Below are 20490 nucleotides of genomic sequence, written 5' to 3'. Positions count from 1 at the left end.
CTCAGGCCTGGACCGGCTCGGCCGCGGCCGCGGAGGCCCCGGTCAGGTAGCGGTCGTAGCCCTCGTCCTCGAGGCGGTCGGCCAGCTCGGGACCGCCCTGCTCGACGACCTGGCCGTCGACGAAGACGTGCACGAAGTCGGGCTGGATGTAGCGCAGGATGCGCGTGTAGTGCGTGATGAGCAGGACGCCGAGGTCGGTGGCCTGCTTGGCGCGGTTGACGCCCTCGGAGACGATCTTGAGCGCGTCGACGTCGAGGCCCGAGTCGGTCTCGTCGAGGACAGCCACCTTGGGCTTGAGCAGCTCCATCTGGAGGATCTCGTGGCGCTTCTTCTCGCCACCGGAGAAGCCCTCGTTGACGTTGCGCTCGGCGAAGGCGGGGTCCATGCGCAGGTTGCCCATGGCCTCCTTGACGTCCTTGACCCACGTGCGCAGCTTGGGGGCCTCGCCGTCGATGGCCGTCTTGGCGGTGCGCAGGAAGTTGCTCACCGTCACGCCTGGCACCTCGACGGGGTACTGCATCGCGAGGAACAGGCCCGCGCGGGCGCGCTCGTCGACGCTCATGGCGAGGACGTCCTCGCCGTCGAGCGTCACCGTGCCGCCGGTGACGGTGTACTTCGGGTGGCCGGCGATGCTGTAGGCCAGCGTCGACTTGCCGGAGCCGTTGGGCCCCATGATCGCGTGCGTCTCCCCCGACTTCACGGTGAGGTCGACCCCGCGCAGGATCTCCTTGGGGCCGTCCTCGGTCTCGACCGAGACCGTCAGTCCCTTGATCTCGAGCGTGCTCATGGGTCAGTTCTCCTTGCTGGTGCTGGGGACAGTGCTGGGGGTCTGCTGGGTGGGAGCGGCGTATGCCGTCGACGCGAGCTCCTCCTCGATCGCCGCGGTGATCTCGTCGCGCAGGTCGGCGAGCGGGATCTCCCGGATGATGTCGGCGAAGAAGCCACGCACGACCAGGCGCTTGGCCTCGTCCTCGGTGATGCCGCGCGACTGGAGGTAGAACAGCTGCAGGTCGTCGAACCGGCCTGTCGCAGAGGCGTGCCCGGCGCCCTCGATCTCGCCCGTCTCGATCTCGAGGTTGGGCACCGAGTCGGCGCGGGCGCCGTCGGTCAGCACGAGGTTGCGGTTGAGCTCGTAGGTGTCGGTGCCCTCGGCCTCGGCTCGGATCAGCACGTCGCCGACCCACACGGTGCGCGCGGTCTCGCCCTGCAGCGCACCCTTGTAGGTGACGCGGCTCTTGCAGTGCGCGGCGTTGTGGTCGATGTACGAGCGGTGCTCGAGGTGCTGCCCCGCGTCGGCGAAGTAGACGCCGAGGAGCGTCGCGTCGCCGCCGGGGCCGGCGTAGCGCACGTTGGCGTTGACGCGGACGATCGCACCACCGAGGGTCACCGACAGGTGCCGGTAGCGGGCGTCGCGGCCCACGAGGGCGTCGTGCTGCGCCAGGTGCTGGGCGTCGTCGGCCCAGCGCTGCACCGACACGACGGTGAGGTCGGAGCCGTCACCGGTGACGACCGAGACGAGCTGGGAGTAGCGGGCGGAGCCGGTGTGCTCGAGGACCACGGTCGCCTTGGAGAAGCGGCCGGCCCGCACGACGACGTGGCCGTGGACGGGCTCGCCGTCGGAACCGACCAGCGAGAGGCGTACGGGCTCGGCGAGCTCCGCGTCGGCCGGGATGTCGAGCAGCAGCGCGCCATCGACGGCAGCGCCCGCCACGACGGCCGCGCGGTCCTGCGGCGGAAGGATGCCGAGGCCCTGGGCCTGCTCCGACGTGATGGTGGAGGTCGTGACGCCCTCGGCCAGCTTCGTGCCGACCTCGAGGCGACCGCTCGCGCCCTCGGCGAGCAGCCCGGCGAGCGCCTTGACGGGCGTGAAGCGCCAGTCCTCCTCGCGGCCGCTCGGCAGCGGGAACGCGGCGACGTCGAAGGAGGCCGTGCGCTCGGCGCGCGACTGGACGGGCACGAAGGCCGCGGCCGAGTCGGTGTGGGCGGCGGCACCGGGGAGGGTGCTGGTGGCGGTCGGGGCGGCGTCGGGCACCGTGGTCTCGCTCTGCTGGGTCTCGGGGGTGTCGGGCGTGTGGGTGGTGGTGTCAGCCAGAAGGCCCATCAGCCGACGGCTCCTTCCATCTGCAGCTCGATGAGGCGGTTGAGCTCGAGGGCGTACTCCATCGGAAGCTCGCGGGCGATCGGCTCGATGAAGCCGCGCACGATCATCGCCATCGCCTCGTCCTCGGCCATGCCGCGGGACATGAGGTAGAAGAGCTGGTCCTCGGACACCTTGGAGACCGTGGCCTCGTGGCCCATGGAGACGTCGTCCTCGCGGATGTCGACGTAGGGGTAGGTGTCGGAGCGGCTGATCGTGTCGACCAGCAGCGCGTCGCAGCGCACGGTCGACGCGGAGTGCGAGGCACCCTCGAGCACCTGCACGAGACCGCGGTAGGACGCGCGGCCGCCACCACGGGCGACGGACTTGCTGATGATCGAGCTCTTCGTGTTGGGGGCCGCGTGGACCATCTTGGAGCCGGTGTCCTGGTGCTGGCCCTCGCCGGCGAAGGCGATCGACAGCGTCTCGCCCTTGGCGTGCTCACCCATGAGGAAGACGGCCGGGTACTTCATCGTCACCTTGGAGCCGATGTTGCCGTCGACCCACTCCATCGTGGCGCCCTCCTCGCAGGTGGCGCGCTTCGTGACGAGGTTGTAGACGTTGTTGGACCAGTTCTGGATGGTCGTGTAGCGCACGCGGGCGTTCTTCTTGACGATGATCTCGACGACCGCGGAGTGCAGCGAGTCGGACTTGTAGATCGGCGCGGTGCAGCCCTCGACGTAGTGCACGTAGGAGCCCTCGTCGGCGATGATCAGGGTCCGCTCGAACTGGCCCATGTTCTCGGTGTTGATGCGGAAGTACGCCTGCAGCGGGATGTCGACGTGGACGCCCTTGGGGACGTAGATGAACGACCCACCGGACCAGACGGCGGTGTTGAGCGCGGCGAACTTGTTGTCGCCGGCCGGGATGACCGTGGCGAAGTGCTCGCGGAAGAGGTCCTCGTGCTCCTTCAGCGCCGAGTCGGTGTCGAGGAAGATGACGCCTTGGGCCTCGAGGTCCTCACGGATCTGGTGGTAGACGACCTCGGACTCGTACTGCGCGGCGACACCCGAGACGAGGCGCTGCTTCTCGGCCTCCGGGATGCCCAGACGGTCGTAGGTGTTGCGGATGTCCTCGGGCAGGTCGTCCCACGTGGCCGCCTGCTTCTCGGTGGACTTCACGAAGTACTTGATGTTCTGGAAGTCGATGCCGGTGAGGTCCGAGCCCCAGGCCGGCATCGGCTTCTTGCCGAAGAGGGACAGGCCCTTGAGCCGCAGCTTCGTCATCCACGCCGGCTCGTTCTTGCGGGCCGAGATGTCGCGCACGACCTCCTCGTTGAGCCCACGACGCGCCGTGGCTCCGGCCACGTCGCTGTCGGCCCAGCCGTACTCGTAGGTGCCGATGCCCTTGAGGCCGGGGTTCAGCTCTTCGATGTGAGTGGTCATGAGGAACCTTCCTGAACGTGCGTGAGCGTGTCGGTTCGTGGAGTCGTGGGAGTCGTGGCGGTCGTGGCGGTCGTGGCGGTCGTGGAGGTCTTGGTGTCCGAGGTGGTGCCACCGTGGGCGACAACACCGGAGGGCTGCGCGGTCTTCCGGGTCCGGAGGCCCATCCCGCCGGTGGGCACGAACGTCGTGCAGACGTGGTGCCCGCCCGCGAGGGTGGCCAGGCGCTGGACGTGCACCCCGAGGAGGCGGGAGAAGGCGTCGGTCTCGGCCTCGCAGAACGCCGGGAACTCGGTGGCCACCTGCTGGACCGGGCAGTGGCCCTGGCACAGCTGGACGCCGGTCAGGCCGCCGGCTCCCACCGGGCGCGCGGTCGCGGCGAAGCCGTCCTCGCTGAGGGCCTCGACCAGGGCCTCGGTGCGAGCGCCCGGCTCGTCGCCGGCGGCTGCCAGGCGGGCGGCATACCGCTCCTCGAGCGCGCGCACGCGGGTGCGGGCGAAGTCGCTGACGGCGGCGGGGCCGGCGTTGGCCTCGAGGTAGCGCAGGACCTCGACGGCCAGCGAGTCGTAGTCGGCCTCGAGGGCGCTGTGGCCGGCGTCGGAGACGACGTACGCGCGGGCGGGGCGTCCGCGGCCACGGCGCCCACCCGTGGGCTCGTGCGGCACGACGGCGCCCTGCTCGACGAGCGCGTCGAGGTGACGGCGCACGGCGGCCGGGGTCAGGTCGAGGTGGCGGCCCAGCTCAGCGGCTGTGATGGGCCCGTCAGCGGAGACCATGTGGAGCACCCGCGAGCGCGTGCGCGACTCGAGCGGCGAGACGTGCTGGCCGTCCCCGCCGTCCTTCGCCACCCGCGCCGGGTGCTCGCCGATAAACACCACATCATTGTGACGTAATTGGGCCCCGAGCTCCAGTTAGGGGGTCCTTACCCGCCCGAACCGCTACGGAGACCTCACCGGGTCGGGCGCGTCCCGTCGCGGTCGCCGGGATCGCCGGAGTCGACGGAATCCCGCCCGCAGCCGTCCTGGCAGTCGTCGTCCGCCTCGTCGTCCTCGGGGGGCATGATCACCGACGGCATGCGGGTGCGAGGCGGGGCCACGGCGTCCGGGCCGAACCAGCGTCGCCGCAGCGGCGCCGTCGCCCACCCGAGCGGGCAGGTGAGGACGTAGCCGTAGGCGAGCGCCATGCCGGTCGCCCCGGGGAAGAGGACGAGCCCGACGAGCACGACCATCGCGAGGGGGACCGTGATCCTCAGGTGCCGCGGTGAGAGCAGGTCGCGGAAGGACCGGAACCGGAAGGAGGAGGCCATGAGGGCGGCCGGCACCACGCCGGCTGCGACCGGCACCAGCGGCGCCCAGTCGTAGAGGGGGTCGCCGATCGCGAGGACGGTGGAGATCACGACGCCTGCCGCCCCCGGGCTCGCGAGGCCGACGAAGTAGCGCTTGTCGGCGAGCGGGTCGATGGTGACGTTGAAGCGCGCCAGGCGGTAGGCGGCGCACGCGAGCCAGAACATCGCCCCGGCCCAGGCCCACACGGGGTAGGCCGGCAGCGCCCACGTGTAGACGAGCACCGCCGGGGCGATGCCGAAGGAGATGAGGTCGGCGAGCGAGTCGAACTGCAGTCCGAAGGGTGTGATCGCCCCGACCGCGCGGGCCACGGCACCGTCACAGATGTCGAGCAGGATCGAGATGCCGACGAGCACGGCCGCCGTGCGGAAGTGGCCCTGGAACGAGAGCAGCACCGACGAGAACCCGCAGAGCATGTTGCCGAGCGTGAAGAGGCTGGGCAGCGTCGCGCGGGCGCGCACTCGGGGGTTGAGCCGTTCGAGCGGGATGACCCGTGCACCCGTCGCGGAGACCAGGCGTATGCCGCGGCTCACCCGGTCGCGCCTGCGCGGCCGGCTCTCGGGTGCTGCCTCGCCGGTCACGAGCGCCCCGTCGTCGGCGTCGCGGCCATCGCTGCGTGGGGCTGGGCGGCTGGGTGGGTCTTCACTGGAGGGGTCTCCGTCGGTCGAGGCGGATGCCTGCCCCATGACGTGGGGCACTTCTCCCGAGCCTAGACTCATCAGCCATGACCGCCGCGGTGACACTGTCCGACCTTCGCCGCTCGTTCGGCTCGGTCGCGGCGCTCGACGGGCTCACGTGGTCTGCCCCGTCGGGCCGCATCACCGCAGTGCTCGGTCCCAACGGCGCCGGCAAGACGACCGCCATCGAGTGCGCGGTCGGGCTCGGCCGTCCCGACAGCGGGAAGGTCCGTGTGCTGGGCACGGACCCGTGGGAGGCGAGCCCCGACCACCGCGCGCGCGTCGGGGTCATGCTCCAGGCAGGAGGCCTGCCCAACGGCACGAAGCCGCTGCGCCTGCTGCACCACCTCGCGCGCTTCTACGCCGACCCGGTCGACGTCGACGCCGTCGCTCGGCGCCTCGGCGTCACGGACTTCGCCTCGACCACGGTCCGGCGGCTCTCGGGAGGGCAGAAGCAGCGGCTGGCCCTTGCGGCCTCACTGCTCGGACGACCCGAGGTGCTCTTCCTCGACGAGCCGGCCGCGGGCCTCGACCCGCACGGCCGTCTCGACGTGTGGGACCTCGTGACCGAGCAGCGGGACGCCGGCACCACGGTCGTCGTGACGACCCACTCCTTCGAGGAGGCCGAACGGCTCGCCGACCACCTCGTGATCATGAACGCCGGGCGCACCGTCGCGGAGGGGGCTCCCACCTCGGTGACCGGCGGTCGTTCGCTCGAGGACGTCTACTTCAGCCTGACCCGCAAGGGAGCCGCGTGAGCACCCCCCACACCACGACGACGCCGACCCTCTCGCGCGCCGCCACCCCCCTGCGGCGCGTCCTGGCCCAGGCACGCTTCGAGGTGGGCAGCCTGCTGCGCAACGGCGAGCAGCTGCTCGTCTCGCTCGTGCTGCCCGCGATGGCGCTCGTCGGTCTGAGCGCCACCACGTCCCCGTCGCTCGGCCCCGGCGTACGCATCGACGTGGCCACGCCGGGAGTCATCGCCCTGTGCGTCATCTCCGCGGCCTTCACCTCCCAGGCGATCGCGACCGGCTTCGACCGCCGCTACGCGGTGCTGCGCTACCTCGGCGTCACGCCGCTCGGCCGCGGAGGGCTGGTGGCCGCCAAGGCGCTCGCCACCCTGGTCGTCGAGACGGTCCAGATCGCCGTCATCAGCGTGCTCGCACTGTTCCTCGGGTGGCGTCCGCAGCTCTCCGGCATCCCGTATGCCGTCCTCTTCGTCGTCGCCGGCACGTGGGCCTTCGTGGCCCTCGCCCTCCTGCTCGCCGGCACGCTGCGGGCCGAGGCCGTGCTCGCGGTGGCCAACCTGCTCTGGGTGGTCCTGCTCGCCCTCGGGGGCGTCATCGTGCCGCGCACCGAGCTGCCGGCCGGGCTCTCCCACCTGGCCGCCGTCCTGCCCTCGGCGGGCCTGGCCGACGGGCTGCGCTCCGCGCTCGTCCTCGGGCAGCTGAACCTGGTCGCCCTCGGCGTCGTCGTCGCGTGGGGCATCGTCGCCACCGCCCTCGCGGCGCGTCTGTTCCGCTTCGACGACTGAAGCAGCCAGACTGCAGCCACGGCGCCGTGTGACCGGGCCCTCGGGGCACCGGACTCGCGAGCGCTGAAGGCGACCTGACGGCTTGGAGGGCACGTGTTCGACTACATCCTCGGACTCCCGATGCACGCGCTGGTGATCCACGCTGTCGTCGTCCTCGTCCCGCTCTCGGTGCTCGGCGCCATCGCCTACGTCGTGCGCCCCGCCTGGCGCCGGGTGCTGCGCTGGCCCACCGCTGCCGGCGCGGTCGTCTCGGGCGTGACGGCGTTCGTGGCGGCCGAGAGCGGTGAGGCCCTCCAACGCCGCGTGCTCGCGGTGCGCGCCGGCACGACGGACTCGCAGCTGCTCGGTGAGCACGTCGAGTGGGGCGACCGGGCCAAGCTGGCCTGCTTCGTCTTCATGGTGGTGACCCTCGTGGCGTTGTGGCTCCTGCGGCCGCCGGGAGAGGAGCCGCCGCGCCGCGGCCGGGCCCTCGACGCGGTCGTCGGCGTCGTCGTCGTCGTCACCGCGCTCGGAGCCCTGGTGGCCGTCGTCCTCGCCGGCCACGCCGGCTCGGCCGTCGTCTGGCACGGTCTGGCCTGAGCCCGTAGCGGCGGCCTGGGCGCGCCCTCGCGGGACGCCCTGGAGCCCTGTCCAGCGATTCGGCCAACGGCACCGGGCGGCATACCCTTGCGTCGTGTCCTCCACGCGAACCGTGACCGAGGCCGCCCCCCGGACGGGCCCCGGTCGCCTCGCCCGCCTCGCGGGCCGGCTCCCTGCAGCACCTCCCCGTTGGGTGCGCCCCGTGCTCCTGGCCAACCTCGTCGGCGAGGTCGGCATCGTCGTCACCGGTGGAATCGTCCGCCTGACCGGCAGCGGCCTCGGCTGCAGCACCTGGCCCCAGTGCCAGCCCGGCTCGTTCACGCCGGTGCGCACGCCGGAGAGCGCGTACCACGACCTCGTCGAGTTCGGGAACCGCACCCTGACCTTCGTGGTGGCCGTCCTCGCCGTCGTCTCGCTGTGGGTGGTCCTCACGCACTGGCCCACCCGCCGGCGTCTGCACCTCGCGGCGATCGGCGTCCTGGCCGGCATCCCGGCCCAGGCCGTCCTGGGAGGCATCTCGGTCCTCACCGGCCTCAACCCGTGGATCGTCATGGGCCACTTCCTGCTCTCCATGGTGCTCGTGGCGCTGTCGACCGTCGTGGTCCGCGGCGCCCAGGACGACGTGTCCGGCCCGGGAGAGCTGGTCGTCCACCCGCTCGCCCGCACGCTGGCCCTCGTGACGAGCGCGCTCGGCGCGGTGGTCCTCCTCCTCGGCACGGTCGTCACGGGCTCCGGTCCGCACTCCGGCGACGCGGAACGCCCCGCGCGCACGGGGTTCGACCCCCAAGCCGTGTCGTGGCTGCACGCCGACGCGGTCATGCTCTTCTGCGGGCTCGTCGTCGCCACGCTCGTGGCCGTGCGCATCACCGCGCACACCGACGAGGCGCGCCGGGCGTGGACGACGGTGCTCGTCGTCACGCTCGCGCAGGGCCTCGTCGGCTACGTGCAGTACTTCACGAAGCTGCCCGAGCTGCTCGTGCTCGTGCACATGCTCGGAGCCAGCCTGCTCGTCGTGGCCCTGACGTTCGGCGTCCTGTCGACGAGACGGCACCCGGTCTGACCACCGGGCTCGCGCGCCGCACCCCGGCAACCCACACCGACGCAGACCGCGCCATGGCGCAGCTGCAGCCGGAACCCCAGCCCGAAACCGGCGGAAGGCGCGCCGGGGCGCGGTTGCAGCCGGAATCCTCCCTACGCTGGGGGACGTGACCGACCAGCCGACCCTGCGCGACGGCGAGCTGGTGCTGCGCCCGTGGCGGCTGGAGGACAGCGAGGCCACGAGGCACCTGCACGACGACGAGATCGCGCGGTGGTTCGACTTCCCCACGAGGGCGCCATCGCCGGAGGAGCACCGGTCCTGGATCGAGCGCACGGGCAGCGAGTGGGCCGAGCAGGCCAGGGCCACCTTCCTCGTCGAGTGGCGTGGCCGGGCGGCAGGGAGCGTCGACGTCCGGCTGCAGGACCAGGGCGTGGGCGTCCTGTCGTGGGTGGTCTACGCCCCGTTCCGTGGCCGCGGACTGGGGTGGCGAGCGGTCCGGCTCCTCGTCGAGTGGTCCTTCGACGCGCTCGGCCTCCAGCGCGTCGAGGCACACGTCAACCCGCGCAACCGGGCCTCCGTCCGGACCGCGCTGCGGGCCGGCCTGCGCAAGGAGGGACTGCTGCGGGGCAACACGACGCTCGCCGGGGTCACCCAGGACACCCTCGTCCTCGGGCGGCGGCGCGGCGACGCGCACCCCGACTCCCGCGAGGGCTTCACGGCGATGCTCGACTCGACGCTGCCGACCAAACGCGCCATCGCCCAGGGCGTGCTCCGCTCGAAGACGGGCGAGATCCTGCTCTGCGAGCTGGTCTACAAGCGCGAGTGGGACCTGCCGGGCGGCGTGGTCGACCGGGACGAGTCACCCGCCGCCTGTGTGGTCCGCGAGGTCCGTGAGGAGCTCGACCTCACGGTGGCGGCCGGTCGCCTCCTGGCCGTCAACTGGCTCCCGCCCCTGCTCGGGTGGGCCGATGCGACGGTCTTCGTCTTCGACCTCGGCACCCTCGACGCCGAGCTGGTCGAGCAGGCCCGTCTGCAGCAACGCGAGATCCGCGCCGTGCACTGGACCGGGCCGGCCGACTGGACCGGGCGGGTCGCCCCCTACAACGAGCGCCTGCTCACCACCTTGCACGGGCACACCGGCGACACCCTCTACCTCGAGGACGGCACCCCGACCGCCTGAGCGCGGCGGACGGCATACGCCCTCCGGACGCCCGGGTAACGCCCTGGGGAGGCGTGCAGCGGAGGCTGCGGTCGGCTCAGGAGAAGAACGGCAGCGGCAGGTGCCACACCGGGTCCAGCGCCACCCCCACGAAGAGGATCGTGAGGTAGGTGATGGAGAAGTGGAACAGGCGCATCGGCTTGAGGACGTCCTCGCCGGCACCCGCCCGGGCGCGCTTCAGCAGCCGGTGCGCCTCGGTGAGGAACAGGCCGCCGGAGACCAGCGCCGCCACGGTGTAGACCCACCCGACGTGCTGGACGGGGATGAGCGCGAGCGACGTCAGGACCATGGCCCACGAGTACGTGACGACCTGCCTCGCGACGACGACGAAGCGCTCGACGACGGGCAGCATCGGCACGTGGGCCGTGGCGTAGTCGTCCTTGTAGCGCATGGACAGCGGCCAGTAGTGCGGCGGCGTCCAGAAGAAGATGACGAGGAAGAGGATGAACGCCGACCAGCTGAGCGAGTCGGTGACCGCCGACCAGCCGATCAGGACGGGCATGCAACCGGCTGCCCCACCCCACACGATGTTCTGGGACGTGCGGCGCTTGAGCACCAGGGTGTAGCCGAAGACGTAGAAGAGCAGCGCGGCCAGTGCCAGCCAGGCGCTCAGCCAGTTGACCAGCAGGCCCAGCCACAGGGTCGAGCCGACGGCCAGCCCGACACCGAAGACGAGCGCTCCCCTCGGCGTCACCGTCCCTGTGACGAGCGGTCGGCGGCTCGTGCGGTGCATGACCGCGTCGATGTCGCGGTCGATGTAGCAGTTGAGGGTGTTGGCCGCGCCGGCGGAGAGGGTGCCGCCGAGCACCGTCGCGACGACGAGCCACAGGTTCGGAACCCCTTGGTCCGCAAGGAACATCACGGGGATCGTCGTGATGAGCAGCAGCTCGATGATCCGCGGCTTCATCAGCGACACGTACTGTCCGACGAGGAACTTCAGCCCACTACCGTCCGGACCGTGCAGCGCCGAGAGGTCGGCGCGGGGGTCCACCGTTGTCACGAAGATCCTCACCGCTGGTACTTCGCTCCGACCCGGGGGTACGAGAGCATTGCGTCGCAAGTCTAGACCCGTCGACGAGGACGGTCGGCACCGCACCGGGGCCCGCTCCGTACCGCGCCTCGGGCGAGGTGTCCTGCCTCACAGACCGGGGACTAGGCTCGTGGCCGTACGCGATCAACGCTGCTGAAGGAGACCCGTTCGTGCCCACTGCTGCGTCCAGCACCGCCCCCACGGCGACGAAGCCCACCCGATCCCGCAACTCCGCGAAGACGAAGGGTCTGCTGGCACAGCGTGACCCGGGCCTGCCCCTGCCGGTCGCCAAGAAGGCCGGGTGGAGCGAGCTCGACGTGCGCGCCGTCGACACGGTCCGCCTGCTCGCCGCCGACGCCGTGCAGAAGGTCGGCAACGGGCACCCCGGGACGGCCATGTCGCTCGCGCCGCTCGCGTACCTGCTCTACCAGAACGTCATGACGCACGACCCGTCCGACCCGACGTGGCTCGGCCGCGACAGGTTCGTGCTCTCCTGCGGGCACTCGAGCCTCACGCAGTACATCCAGCTCTACCTCAGCGGCTACGGCCTCGGCCTCGAGGACCTCAAGTCGCTGCGCACGTGGGGCTCCCTGACCCCCGGCCACCCGGAGGTGCACCACACGCCCGGCGTCGAGATCACGACGGGACCGCTCGGCTCGGGCCTCGCCTCGGCCGTCGGCATGGCCATGGCCCAGCGCCGCCAGCGCGGGCTCTTCGACCCCGACGCGAAGCCGGGCGCGAGCCCCTTCGACCACCACGTCTACGTGATCGCCTCCGACGGCGACATGCAGGAGGGCGTCTCGCACGAGGCGTGTGCCCTCGCCGGCCACCAGGAGCTCGGCAACCTGACGGTCGTCTACGACGCCAACCAGATCTCGATCGAGGACGACACCGACATCGCGTTCAGCGAGGACGTGGCCGCGCGTTTCGAGGCGTACGGCTGGCACGTCGTGACCGTCGACTGGCGCAAGGACGCCGACGGCGCCACCTACGTCGAGGACGTCGACGCCCTTCTCGCCGCGATCCGCTCGGGCGACAAGGTGGCCGACAAGCCGACCCTCGTCGTCCTGCACACGATCATCGCGTGGCCCGCACCCACGAAGCAGAACACCGGCAAGTCCCACGGCTCAGCCCTCGGCGACGAGGAGGTCGGCGCCACCAAGGAGCTGCTCGGCTTCGACCCGAGGAAGAGCTTCACCGTCGAGCCTGCGGTGCTCAAGCACGCCCGCGACGTCGTCAAGCGCGGCAAGGCCGCCCACCGCGAGTGGGACAAGTCCTTCAAGGCGTGGCGCAAGGCCAACCCGGACCGCGCCGAGCTGCTCGACCGCATCCTCGCCGGCAAGGCGCCCGCAGGCCTGCAGAAGGCGCTGCCGACGTTCCCCGCCGACGAGAAGGGCGTCGCCACCCGCGCCGCCTCCGGCAAGGTCCTGACCGCCCTGGCCGACGTCATGCCCGAGCTGTGGGGCGGCTCGGCGGACCTGGCCGAGTCCAACAACACGACGATGGAGGGGCAGCCCTCCTTCATCCCCAAGGGCAAGCAGACCCGCGAGTGGAAGGGCGGCCCCTACGGTCGCACGCTGCACTTCGGCATCCGCGAGAACGGCATGGGCATGATCCTCAACGGGATCGCGCTCGAGGGCCTGACCCGCCCCTACGGCGGCACCTTCCTCGTCTTCTCCGACTACATGCGCCCCGCCGTGCGGCTCGCCTCCATCCAGCAGGCGCCCGTGACCTACGTGTGGACGCACGACTCCATCGGTCTCGGCGAGGACGGCCCGACGCACCAGCCGATCGAGCACCTCGCGGCGCTGCGCGCCATCCCGGGCCTCGACGTCGTGCGGCCCGCCGACGCCAACGAGACCGCCGCGGCCTGGGCCCAGATCCTCACCCGCAGCGACGGCCCCGCGGCCCTGTGCCTGACCCGCCAGCCCGTCCCCACGTGGGACCGCACGAAGTACGGCAAGGTCAGCGGGGTCGCCAAGGGCGCCTACGTGCTCGTCGAGGAGTCCCGCGCCGGTGAGCCGGACGTCATCCTCGTCGCGACGGGTTCCGAGGTGCAGCTCGCGGTCCAGGCCGCCGAGCGGCTCGAGAAGTCCAAGATCTCCACGCGCGTCGTGTCGATGCCGTGCCGGGAATGGTTCGAGAAGCAGAGCCGTTCCTACCAGGACAAGGTTCTGCCACCGGCAGTCCGCGCCCGCGTCAGCGTCGAGGCGGGGGTCTCGATGGGCTGGCACGACGTGGTCGGCGACGCCGGCCGCTCCGTCAGCATCGAGCACTTCGGCGCCTCCGCCGACCAGGCGACGCTGTTCCGGGAGTTCGGATTCACTCCCGAGGCCGTCGTCAAGGCGGCGAAGGACTCCATCAAGGCCGCGCGCGGCGCCGCCACCACGGCACCGGGCGTGACCGAGACCAACCCGGCCCGCGCAGCCCAGAGCGCCTCCACCGACGTCATGGGCGGCGACGCGCAGACCGGCAGCGGCAACGCCGCCGAGGCAGCAGCCGCATCCGCACCGAGCAAGGGGAACTGAACATGACCAACCCGAACACCCAGGCCCTCAGCGAAGCCGGCGTCTCCATCTGGCTCGACGACCTGTCCCGTGAGCTCATCGAGACCGGCAAGATCTCGGAGCTCATCACCGAGCGCAACGTCGTCGGCGTCACCTCCAACCCGTCGATCTTCCAGGCTGCCCTGTCCAAGGGCGAGCGCTACAACGACGACCTTGCCGAGCTGACCAAGGCCGGCAAGAGCGTCGACGAGGTCGTGCACGAGCTGACGACGTCGGACGTGCGCCGCGCGTGCGACCTCTTCCTCCCGCTGTACGAGTCGACGAAGGGTGTCGACGGTCGCGTCTCCATCGAGGTGGACCCGCGTCTCGCCCACGACACCGACAAGACCGTCGAGCAGGCCAAGCAGCTGCATGCCGACATCGACCGTCCGAACGTCCTCATCAAGATCCCGGCCACGAAGGCCGGCCTGCCTGCGATCACGGCCACGATCGCCGAGGGCATCAGCATCAACGTGACCCTGATCTTCTCCCTCGAGCGCTACCGCGCCGTCATGAACGCCTACCTCGAAGGGCTCGAGAAGGCCCGCGCCAACGGCAAGGACCTCTCCACGATCCACTCCGTGGCCTCGTTCTTCGTCTCGCGCGTCGACACCGAGATCGACAAGCGGCTCGACGCGATCGGCACCGACGAGGCTCGCGGCCTCAAGGGCAAGGCCGGCCTGGCCAACGCGCGCCTCGCCTACCAGGCATTCGAGGAGGTCTTCGCGACCTCGCGCTGGGGCTCCCTGGCCGAGGCCGGCGCGAACGTCCAGCGCCCGCTGTGGGCCTCCACCGGTGTCAAGGACCCGGCCTACCCCGACACCATGTACGTCGACGAGCTCGTGGCAGCCGACGTCGTCAACACCATGCCGGGCAAGACGCTCGAGGCGACCGCCGACCACGGCGACATCCACGGCGACACCGTGACCGGTGGCTACGAGCAGGCGAGCAACCTGCTGGACGACCTCGAGCGCCTCGGGGTCTCCTACACCGAGGTCGTCGAGCTGCTCGAGACCGAGGGTGTCGACAAGTTCGAGAAGGCCTGGGGCGAGCTGCTGGACGGCGTCACCGCCGAGATGGAGAAGGTGACCGCATGAGCTCGCTGTCCGTCAGCGCGTCAGGGGCTGCGGCGGACGCGATCGGGCAGCACGTGCCGGCCCTCGTCGACGACTCCGTCGCCAGCCGTCTCTTCGAGCAGGACGCCACCCTGTGGGGTCCCGAGGCCGAGTCCGAGTCGCGCATCCGCCTGTCCTGGGTGGGTCTCCCCCGGTCGTCCCGGCCGCTGGTCGGCGAGATCGCTGCCCTGCGCGACTCGTTCGCCGAGCAGGGCCTGACCCACGTCGTGCTCTGCGGCATGGGCGGCTCCTCGCTCGCGCCGGAGGTCATCTGCGCCACCGCCGGCAAGCCGCTGGTCGTCCTCGACTCGTCCGACCCCGACTACGTCCGTCGGGCCCTCGGCGACGACCTGGCCCACACGGTGGTCGTCGTGTCGAGCAAGTCCGGCTCCACCGTCGAGACCGACTCGCAGCGGCGCGCCTACGAGCAGGCGTTCTCCGACGCCGGCATCGACCCGGCGTCGCGCATCGTGGTCGTCACCGACCCGGGCAGCCCGCTCGACGAGCAGTCGCGCGAGAAGGGCTACCGCGTCGTCAACGCCGACCCGAACGTCGGTGGGCGCTACTCGGCCCTGACCGCGTTCGGCCTCGTGCCGAGCGGCCTGGCCGGCGTCGACATCGAGGGCCTCCTCGACGATGCCGAGTCCGTGGCCGACCTGCTGGCCGCCGACGACGAGGCCAACCCGGGGCTGCGCCTCGGGGCCGCGATCGGCGGCACCGACCCGCTGCGCGACAAGCTCGTCCTCGTCGACGAAGGCTCCGGCATCGTCGGGTTCGCCGACTGGGCCGAGCAGCTCATCGCCGAGTCGACCGGCAAGAACGGCACGGGCCTGCTCCCGGTCGTCGTCGGCGGTGCCGAGGACCCCGAGGTCAGCCGGCCCGCGTCCGACGTCACGGTCGCCCGGCTCGTGGCTGCCGACGCCGAGTCCGCCTCGTCCGAGGCCGCCTCGGAGGTACGCGTCGGCGGCGCCCTGGGCGCCCAGCTGCTCCTGTGGGAGGTCGCGACGGCCGTCGCCGGTCGCCTGCTCGGGATCAACCCGTTCGACCAGCCCGACGTCGAGAGCGCCAAGAAGGCCGCCCGTGAGCTGCTCGGCCAGGGCACCGGAGCCGCCTCCGAGGCCGCCGCGAGCGACGGCGCCGTGGAGATCCGTGCGCTCGGGGGCTCGGGCGACTGGCTGGGCGACGCCAAGACCGTCCCTGCCGCACTCGACGCGCTGTTCGCCCAGCTCGACCCCGAGCACGGCTACGTCGCCGTCATGGCCTACCTCGACCGGCTCGCCGACGCCGACCTGGCCGAGTGCCGGGTGCCCCTGGCCCGGCGCACCGAGCGGCCCACCACCTTCGGGTGGGGCCCGCGCTTCCTGCACTCCACGGGCCAGTTCCACAAGGGTGGCCCCGCCGTCGGCGTCTACCTGCAGATCACGACGGCGCCCAGGCAGGACCTCGAGATCCCCGGACGCGAGTTCACGTTCGGTGACTTCATCGCCTCGCAGGCCGGAGGCGACGCGGCGGTCCTGGCCGACCACGGTCGTCCCGTCCTGCAGCTTCACCTGACCGACCACGACGCAGGTCTCGCGCAGCTGCGCGAGGTCCTGCTCTCAGGAGGACGTGCATGAGTCCGGCCCGCGTCGCGCACGGGCACAACCCGCTGCGCACCGCCCAGGACAGGCGCCTGCCCCGCATCGCGGGACCGTGCGGCCTCGTCCTCTTCGGCGTGACCGGCGACCTCGCCCGCAAGAAGCTCATGCCTGCCGTCTACGACCTCGCCAACCGCGGACTGCTGCCGCCGGGCTTCTCGCTCGTCGGCTTCGCACGGCGCGACTGGGCGACCCAGGACTTCGGTCAGGTGGTCCACGACGCCGTCAAGCAGCACGCGCGTACCCCCTTCAGCGAGGACGTCTGGCGCAACCTCTCGGAAGGCTTCCGGTTCGTGCCGGGCACCTTCGACGACCCGGCCGCGTTCGACCTGCTCGCCAAGACCGTGTCGGAGCTCGACCAGGACCGCGGCACCGGCGGCAACCACGCGTTCTACCTCTCGGTGCCCCCGGCGTTCTTCGCGACGGTGTGCGAGCAGCTCGAGCGGTGCGGCCTGACCAAGGCCGAGGGCGACAGCTGGCGCCGCGTCATCATCGAGAAGCCCTTCGGCCACGACCTCAAGAGCGCCCAGGAGCTCAACGCGATCGTCGAGGGTGTCTTTCCACCCGACAGCGTCTTCCGGATCGACCACTACCTCGGCAAGGAGACGGTCCAGAACCTGCTGGCGCTGCGCTTCGCCAACCAGCTCTTCGAGCCGGTGTGGAACGCCAACTACGTCGACCACGTGCAGATCACGATGGCCGAGGACATCGGCATCGCCGGCCGTGCGGGCTACTACGACGGCATCGGCGCTGCCCGCGACGTCATCCAGAACCACCTGCTCCAGCTCCTCGCGCTGACGGCGATGGAGGAGCCGGTCTCCTTCGACGCCAAGGACCTTCGCGCCGAGAAGGAGAAGGTGCTCTCCGCCGTGCGGCTTCCGTCGAACCTCGACAAGCACGCTGCGCGGGGGCAGTACGCCGGGGGCTGGCAGGGTGCCGAGGAGGTCGTCGGCTACCTCGAGGAGGACGGCGTCGACCCGCAGTCGCGCACCGAGACCTTCGCCGCGGTGACCCTCGAGGTCGACACGCGCCGCTGGGCCGGGGTCCCCTTCTACCTGCGCACCGGGAAGCGGCTGGGCAAGCGCGTCACCGAGATCGCGGTCGTCTTCAAGAAGGCCCCCCACCTGCCGTTCGAGCACACCGCGACCGAGGAGCTGGGCCAGAACGCCATCGTGATCCGGGTCCAGCCCGACGAGGGCGTCACCCTGCGCTTCGGCTCCAAGGTGCCGGGCGCGCAGATGGAGGTCCGCGACGTCACGATGGACTTCGGCTACGGCTCGTCGTTCACCGAGGCCTCGCCCGAGGCGTACGAGCGCCTCATCCTCGACGTGCTCCTCGGTGAGCCGCCGCTCTTCCCGCGGCACGAGGAGGTCGAGCTGTCCTGGCGGATCCTCGACCCGCTCATGGAGCACTGGGCCAGGAACGGCAAGCCCGAGCAGTACCCCGCCGGCACCTGGGGGCCCCCGTCGGCCCACGAGATGCTCGCGCGCGACGGACGCGTCTGGAGGATGCCGTGATCAGGGACCTGACCGACACCACGACCACGGGCATCAGCAAGACGCTCGTGCGGCTGCGCAACGAGGTCGGCGCCATGGCGCTGGGCCGCGTGCTCACCCTCGTCGTCGTCGTCGAGGACACCGACGCGCAGGAGGCGATCGACGCGGCCAACCAGGCCAGTCGCCAGCACCCCTGTCGCATCATCGTGGTCATCCCGGGTGAGCGACGCGGCCGCAACCGCCTCGACGCCCAGATCAGGCTCGGTGGCGACGCCGGGGCCTCGGAGATCGTGGTCCTGCGGCTCTACGGCACGCTGGCCAACCACGGCCCGAGCGTCGTGATGCCACTGCTGCTGGCCGACTCCCCCATCGTCGCCTGGTGGCCGGGCAAGGCACCCGACGACGTGGCCAAGGACCCCATCGGGGCCATGGCCCAGCGCCGCATCACCGACGCCGCCGAGAGCCACAACCCGCGGCTCATGCTGAAGAAGCGTGCCGCGACCTACAGCCCCGGCGACACCGACCTGTCGTGGACGCGGCTCACCCACTGGCGCGGGCTGCTCGCGGCGGCGCTCGACCAGCCGCCGTACGAGCCGATCACCGGCGCCGTGGTCAGCGGTGCACCCGACTCGCCGTCGTCCGACCTGCTCGCCGGCTGGCTGAGCCGACGCCTCAGGGTGCCGGTGCGCCGCGTGTCGACACCCAGGGGGTCGGGCATCGCGTCGGTGCGGCTCGAGCGCGAGAGCGGACCGATCGACCTCGTACGCCCGGGCGACGTCATCGCGACCCTGTCCCAGTCTGGACAGCCCGACCGCCGGATCAACCTGCCGCGTCGGGAGATCCCCGAGTGCCTCGCCGACGAGCTGCGCCGCCTCGACCCCGACGAGGCCTACGCCGAGGCCCTGTGCAAGGGCGTGGCCGAGCTGCGCCCGGTGCGCCTGTCGGCTGCCGACGCCGCGAAGGCGGGCAAGGCGCCTGACATCGCCGCCGCGCGCAGGCTCGCCAGCCGCCTGGGCCGCGACGAGTCCGCCCAGGACGCCAACGCGATGATCTCCGCTCCCCCGGCACCGGAGCACGCCGAGACGTCCGAGGTGAAGGAGGCGACCGCTCGCAAGCTCGCCGGCAAGCGCACCCCCCGCGAGAAGCAGGCCGCCAAGGACCGCAAGAAGGCGGATGCCGCGCGCGACGCGGCCGGCGGCGACGCCGCGTCCACGCGTACGACGGGCTCGTCAGGGACGACGCCTGGCCGCCCCACGGCGCGGAAGACCGCCAAGCGCTCGGCAGCGGCGGCCACGACCGCCAAGAAGACGGCGAGCCGCAGCACCGCCGGCACGCGCAAGGCCGCAGCCAAGAAGACCGCAGGCACCACGGCGACAGGCAGGAAGACCGCGGCCTCCCGGACGTCTGCGACGAAGCGCGCGTCGTCGGGCAGCTCGTCGGGCGAGGCGGCGTCCTCGTGACGGCAGACCCTCGCGTCGTCGTCCACCCCGACAAGCAGGCCCTGGCCGATGCCGCCGGGGCCCGGCTCGTCACGGCGATCCTCGACGCGCAGACGCGCAAGCCCGAGGCGCAGGTCGCCCTGACCGGCGGCTCGATGGGCTCGGCGATCATCGCGTCCGCGGTGCGCACACCCGGACGGTCAGCCGTGGACTGGTCGCGCGTGCGGGTCTGGTGGGGCGACGAGCGCTACCTCCCCGCGGGCGACCCTGACCGCAACGACACGCAGAACGACGACGCCGGCCTGGCCGAGCTGGGCCTGGACCCGGCGAAGGTGCACCGGGTGGCCGGCCCCGAGGCCTCAGCCAGCGCCGAGGCCAGCGCGGACGCCTACGCGCAGACCATCCGCGAGCACGGGCAGCACGAGTGGGACATCGTCCTCTTCGGGGTGGGGCCGGACGGGCACGTCGCGTCGCTCTTCCCGCACCATCCCGCCCAGCGCCTGACCGACGCGATCGCGGTCGCCGTCCACGACTCCCCCAAGCCGCCACCGGACCGGGTGAGCCTGACCTTCGAGTGCTTCGACCGCAGTCGCGAGGTGTGGTTCCTCGTCGCCGGCCAGGACAAGGCCCACGCCGTGGCGGCCGCCCTCGCCCCGGGCACTGACCGCTGGGACGTCCCGGCTGCCGGTCCCCGCGGGACGGAGGGCACGCTGTGGCTCGTCGACGCCGCGGCCGCCTCGAGCCTCGGCTGACCGAGCGCCGACAGCCCATGGGCGCAACGGCATACGGCTCGCCCTGACCGCGGGCGGCGAACGGCGCGGGACACGACGAAGGGCCCGGGACGTCGTCCCGGGCCCTTCGTCGTGGGCCACCACGTCGGTGGCCCCTCAGCTCACTGGATGAGGCCCCGCTGGCGCAGGGTGCTCAGTGCCTCGTCGAGGATGGCCTCCCCGTCGGCGTCGCTACGACGCTCCTTCACGTAGGCCAGGTGCGTCTTGTAGGGCTCCACCTTCGGCGGGGCCGGGGGGTTGGCCTTGTCCTGACCTGCCGGGAAGCCGCAGCGCGGGCAGTCCCACGTCTCGGGCAGGACCATGCCGGGCTCCTCCGCGAAGCTCGGGCGCGTCTCGTGCCCGTTGGAGCACCAGTAGGAGATGTGGACGCGAGGGGCGGTGTCGCCGCGCTCGGCCTCTCCCATCGGGCCCGCGCCGACCCGACTCCCACGAATGGCGTTTCCGCCTGCCATCTACTCGTCCTCTCAGCTCGCGAAGCGGGTCAGCATGCCCAGCCCGATGATGGAGGCCGCCCAGACCAACGCGA

18 protein-coding genes are annotated in these 20490 nt (G+C 71.8%); 11 read left to right on the top strand and 7 right to left on the bottom strand.

Annotated elements, in window-relative coordinates:
• Position 1: 1 nt before the first annotated feature.
• From sufC to ABD241_RS07585, 5 genes are all read right to left on the bottom strand, one after another.
• Positions 2 to 787, bottom strand: a complete 786-nt coding sequence (gene sufC, locus ABD241_RS07605; protein ID WP_344060104.1) for a Fe-S cluster assembly ATPase SufC — start codon at positions 785 to 787, stop codon at positions 2 to 4.
• A 3-nt stretch (positions 788 to 790) separates the two neighbouring features.
• Entirely contained in the window at positions 791 to 2092 is a 1302-nt protein-coding gene (gene sufD, locus ABD241_RS07600) for a Fe-S cluster assembly protein SufD (RefSeq protein ID WP_344060205.1), read from the bottom strand.
• Positions 2093 to 2100: 8 nt separating this feature from the next.
• Positions 2101 to 3522: a Fe-S cluster assembly protein SufB gene (gene sufB, locus ABD241_RS07595; RefSeq protein ID WP_344060102.1), complete on the bottom strand. Its 1422-nt coding sequence runs from the start codon at positions 3520 to 3522 to the stop codon at positions 2101 to 2103.
• Positions 3519 to 4394 carry a helix-turn-helix transcriptional regulator gene (locus ABD241_RS07590; RefSeq protein WP_344060100.1) on the bottom strand — a complete coding sequence of 292 codons (876 nt, stop codon included), beginning with the start codon at positions 4392 to 4394 and terminating at the stop codon, positions 3519 to 3521. The genes sufB and ABD241_RS07590 overlap by 4 nt, the downstream gene beginning before the upstream one ends.
• A 74-nt stretch (positions 4395 to 4468) precedes the next feature.
• Entirely contained in the window at positions 4469 to 5443 is a 975-nt protein-coding gene (locus ABD241_RS07585; protein WP_344060098.1) for a CDP-alcohol phosphatidyltransferase family protein, read from the bottom strand.
• A 143-nt stretch (positions 5444 to 5586) separates the two neighbouring features.
• Here ABD241_RS07585 and ABD241_RS07580 point away from each other — a divergent pair, with 143 nt between their 5' ends.
• From ABD241_RS07580 to ABD241_RS07560, 5 genes are all read left to right on the top strand, one after another.
• Positions 5587 to 6297 carry an ABC transporter ATP-binding protein gene (locus ABD241_RS07580; RefSeq protein ID WP_344060096.1) on the top strand — a complete coding sequence of 237 codons (711 nt, stop codon included), beginning with the start codon at positions 5587 to 5589 and terminating at the stop codon, positions 6295 to 6297.
• Positions 6294 to 7073 (top strand): ABC transporter permease, encoded by a 780-nt coding sequence (locus ABD241_RS07575; protein ID WP_344060094.1) that lies wholly within the window; start codon positions 6294 to 6296, stop codon positions 7071 to 7073. Before ABD241_RS07580 ends, ABD241_RS07575 begins: the two co-directional genes overlap by 4 nt.
• Positions 7074 to 7166: 93 nt before the next feature.
• Positions 7167 to 7652, top strand: coding sequence for a DUF2231 domain-containing protein (locus tag ABD241_RS07570; protein WP_344060092.1), 486 nt, complete (start codon positions 7167 to 7169; stop codon positions 7650 to 7652).
• Between the two features lie 94 nt (positions 7653 to 7746).
• Positions 7747 to 8712: a COX15/CtaA family protein gene (locus tag ABD241_RS07565; RefSeq protein ID WP_344060090.1), complete on the top strand. Its 966-nt coding sequence runs from the start codon at positions 7747 to 7749 to the stop codon at positions 8710 to 8712.
• Positions 8713 to 8857: 145 nt separating this feature from the next.
• Positions 8858 to 9871: an NUDIX hydrolase gene (locus tag ABD241_RS07560; RefSeq protein WP_344060088.1), complete on the top strand. Its 1014-nt coding sequence runs from the start codon at positions 8858 to 8860 to the stop codon at positions 9869 to 9871.
• 76 nt (positions 9872 to 9947) lie between these two features.
• Here ABD241_RS07560 and ABD241_RS07555 read toward each other — a convergent pair whose 3' ends face one another.
• Complete coding sequence (locus ABD241_RS07555) at positions 9948 to 10922, bottom strand: heme o synthase (protein WP_425580719.1); 975 nt, start codon at positions 10920 to 10922, stop codon at positions 9948 to 9950.
• Positions 10923 to 11110: 188 nt separating this feature from the next.
• Here ABD241_RS07555 and tkt point away from each other — a divergent pair, with 188 nt between their 5' ends.
• The 6 genes from tkt to pgl are packed head-to-tail and all read left to right on the top strand — an operon-like array spanning position 11111 to position 19925.
• Entirely contained in the window at positions 11111 to 13468 is a 2358-nt protein-coding gene (gene tkt / locus ABD241_RS07550) for a transketolase (RefSeq protein ID WP_344060084.1), read from the top strand.
• 2 nt (positions 13469 to 13470) lie between these two features.
• Entirely contained in the window at positions 13471 to 14583 is a 1113-nt protein-coding gene (gene tal / locus ABD241_RS07545; RefSeq protein WP_344060082.1) for a transaldolase, read from the top strand.
• Positions 14580 to 16217 (top strand): glucose-6-phosphate isomerase, encoded by a 1638-nt coding sequence (locus ABD241_RS07540; RefSeq protein WP_344060081.1) that lies wholly within the window; start codon positions 14580 to 14582, stop codon positions 16215 to 16217. Before tal ends, ABD241_RS07540 begins: the two co-directional genes overlap by 4 nt.
• Positions 16214 to 17755 (top strand): glucose-6-phosphate dehydrogenase, encoded by a 1542-nt coding sequence (zwf, locus tag ABD241_RS07535; protein WP_142185237.1) that lies wholly within the window; start codon positions 16214 to 16216, stop codon positions 17753 to 17755. The genes ABD241_RS07540 and zwf overlap by 4 nt, the downstream gene beginning before the upstream one ends.
• Entirely contained in the window at positions 17752 to 19194 is a 1443-nt protein-coding gene (gene opcA / locus ABD241_RS07530) for a glucose-6-phosphate dehydrogenase assembly protein OpcA (protein ID WP_344060079.1), read from the top strand. Before zwf ends, opcA begins: the two co-directional genes overlap by 4 nt.
• Complete coding sequence (gene pgl, locus ABD241_RS07525) at positions 19191 to 19925, top strand: 6-phosphogluconolactonase (protein WP_344060077.1); 735 nt, start codon at positions 19191 to 19193, stop codon at positions 19923 to 19925. Before opcA ends, pgl begins: the two co-directional genes overlap by 4 nt.
• 140 nt (positions 19926 to 20065) lie before the next feature.
• Here the strand turns inward: pgl and ABD241_RS07520 are convergent, their stop codons facing one another.
• Positions 20066 to 20416, bottom strand: coding sequence for an RNA polymerase-binding protein RbpA (locus ABD241_RS07520; protein ID WP_142185231.1), 351 nt, complete (start codon positions 20414 to 20416; stop codon positions 20066 to 20068).
• Between the last annotated feature and the right edge of the window lie 74 nt (positions 20417 to 20490).

It is taken from the genome of Terrabacter lapilli (assembly GCF_039531305.1).
Lineage (GTDB): Bacteria > Actinomycetota > Actinomycetes > Actinomycetales > Dermatophilaceae > Terrabacter > Terrabacter lapilli.
The sequence above is the reverse complement of the archived record's forward strand: the minus strand, read 5'-3'. Positions and strand labels throughout refer to the sequence as shown.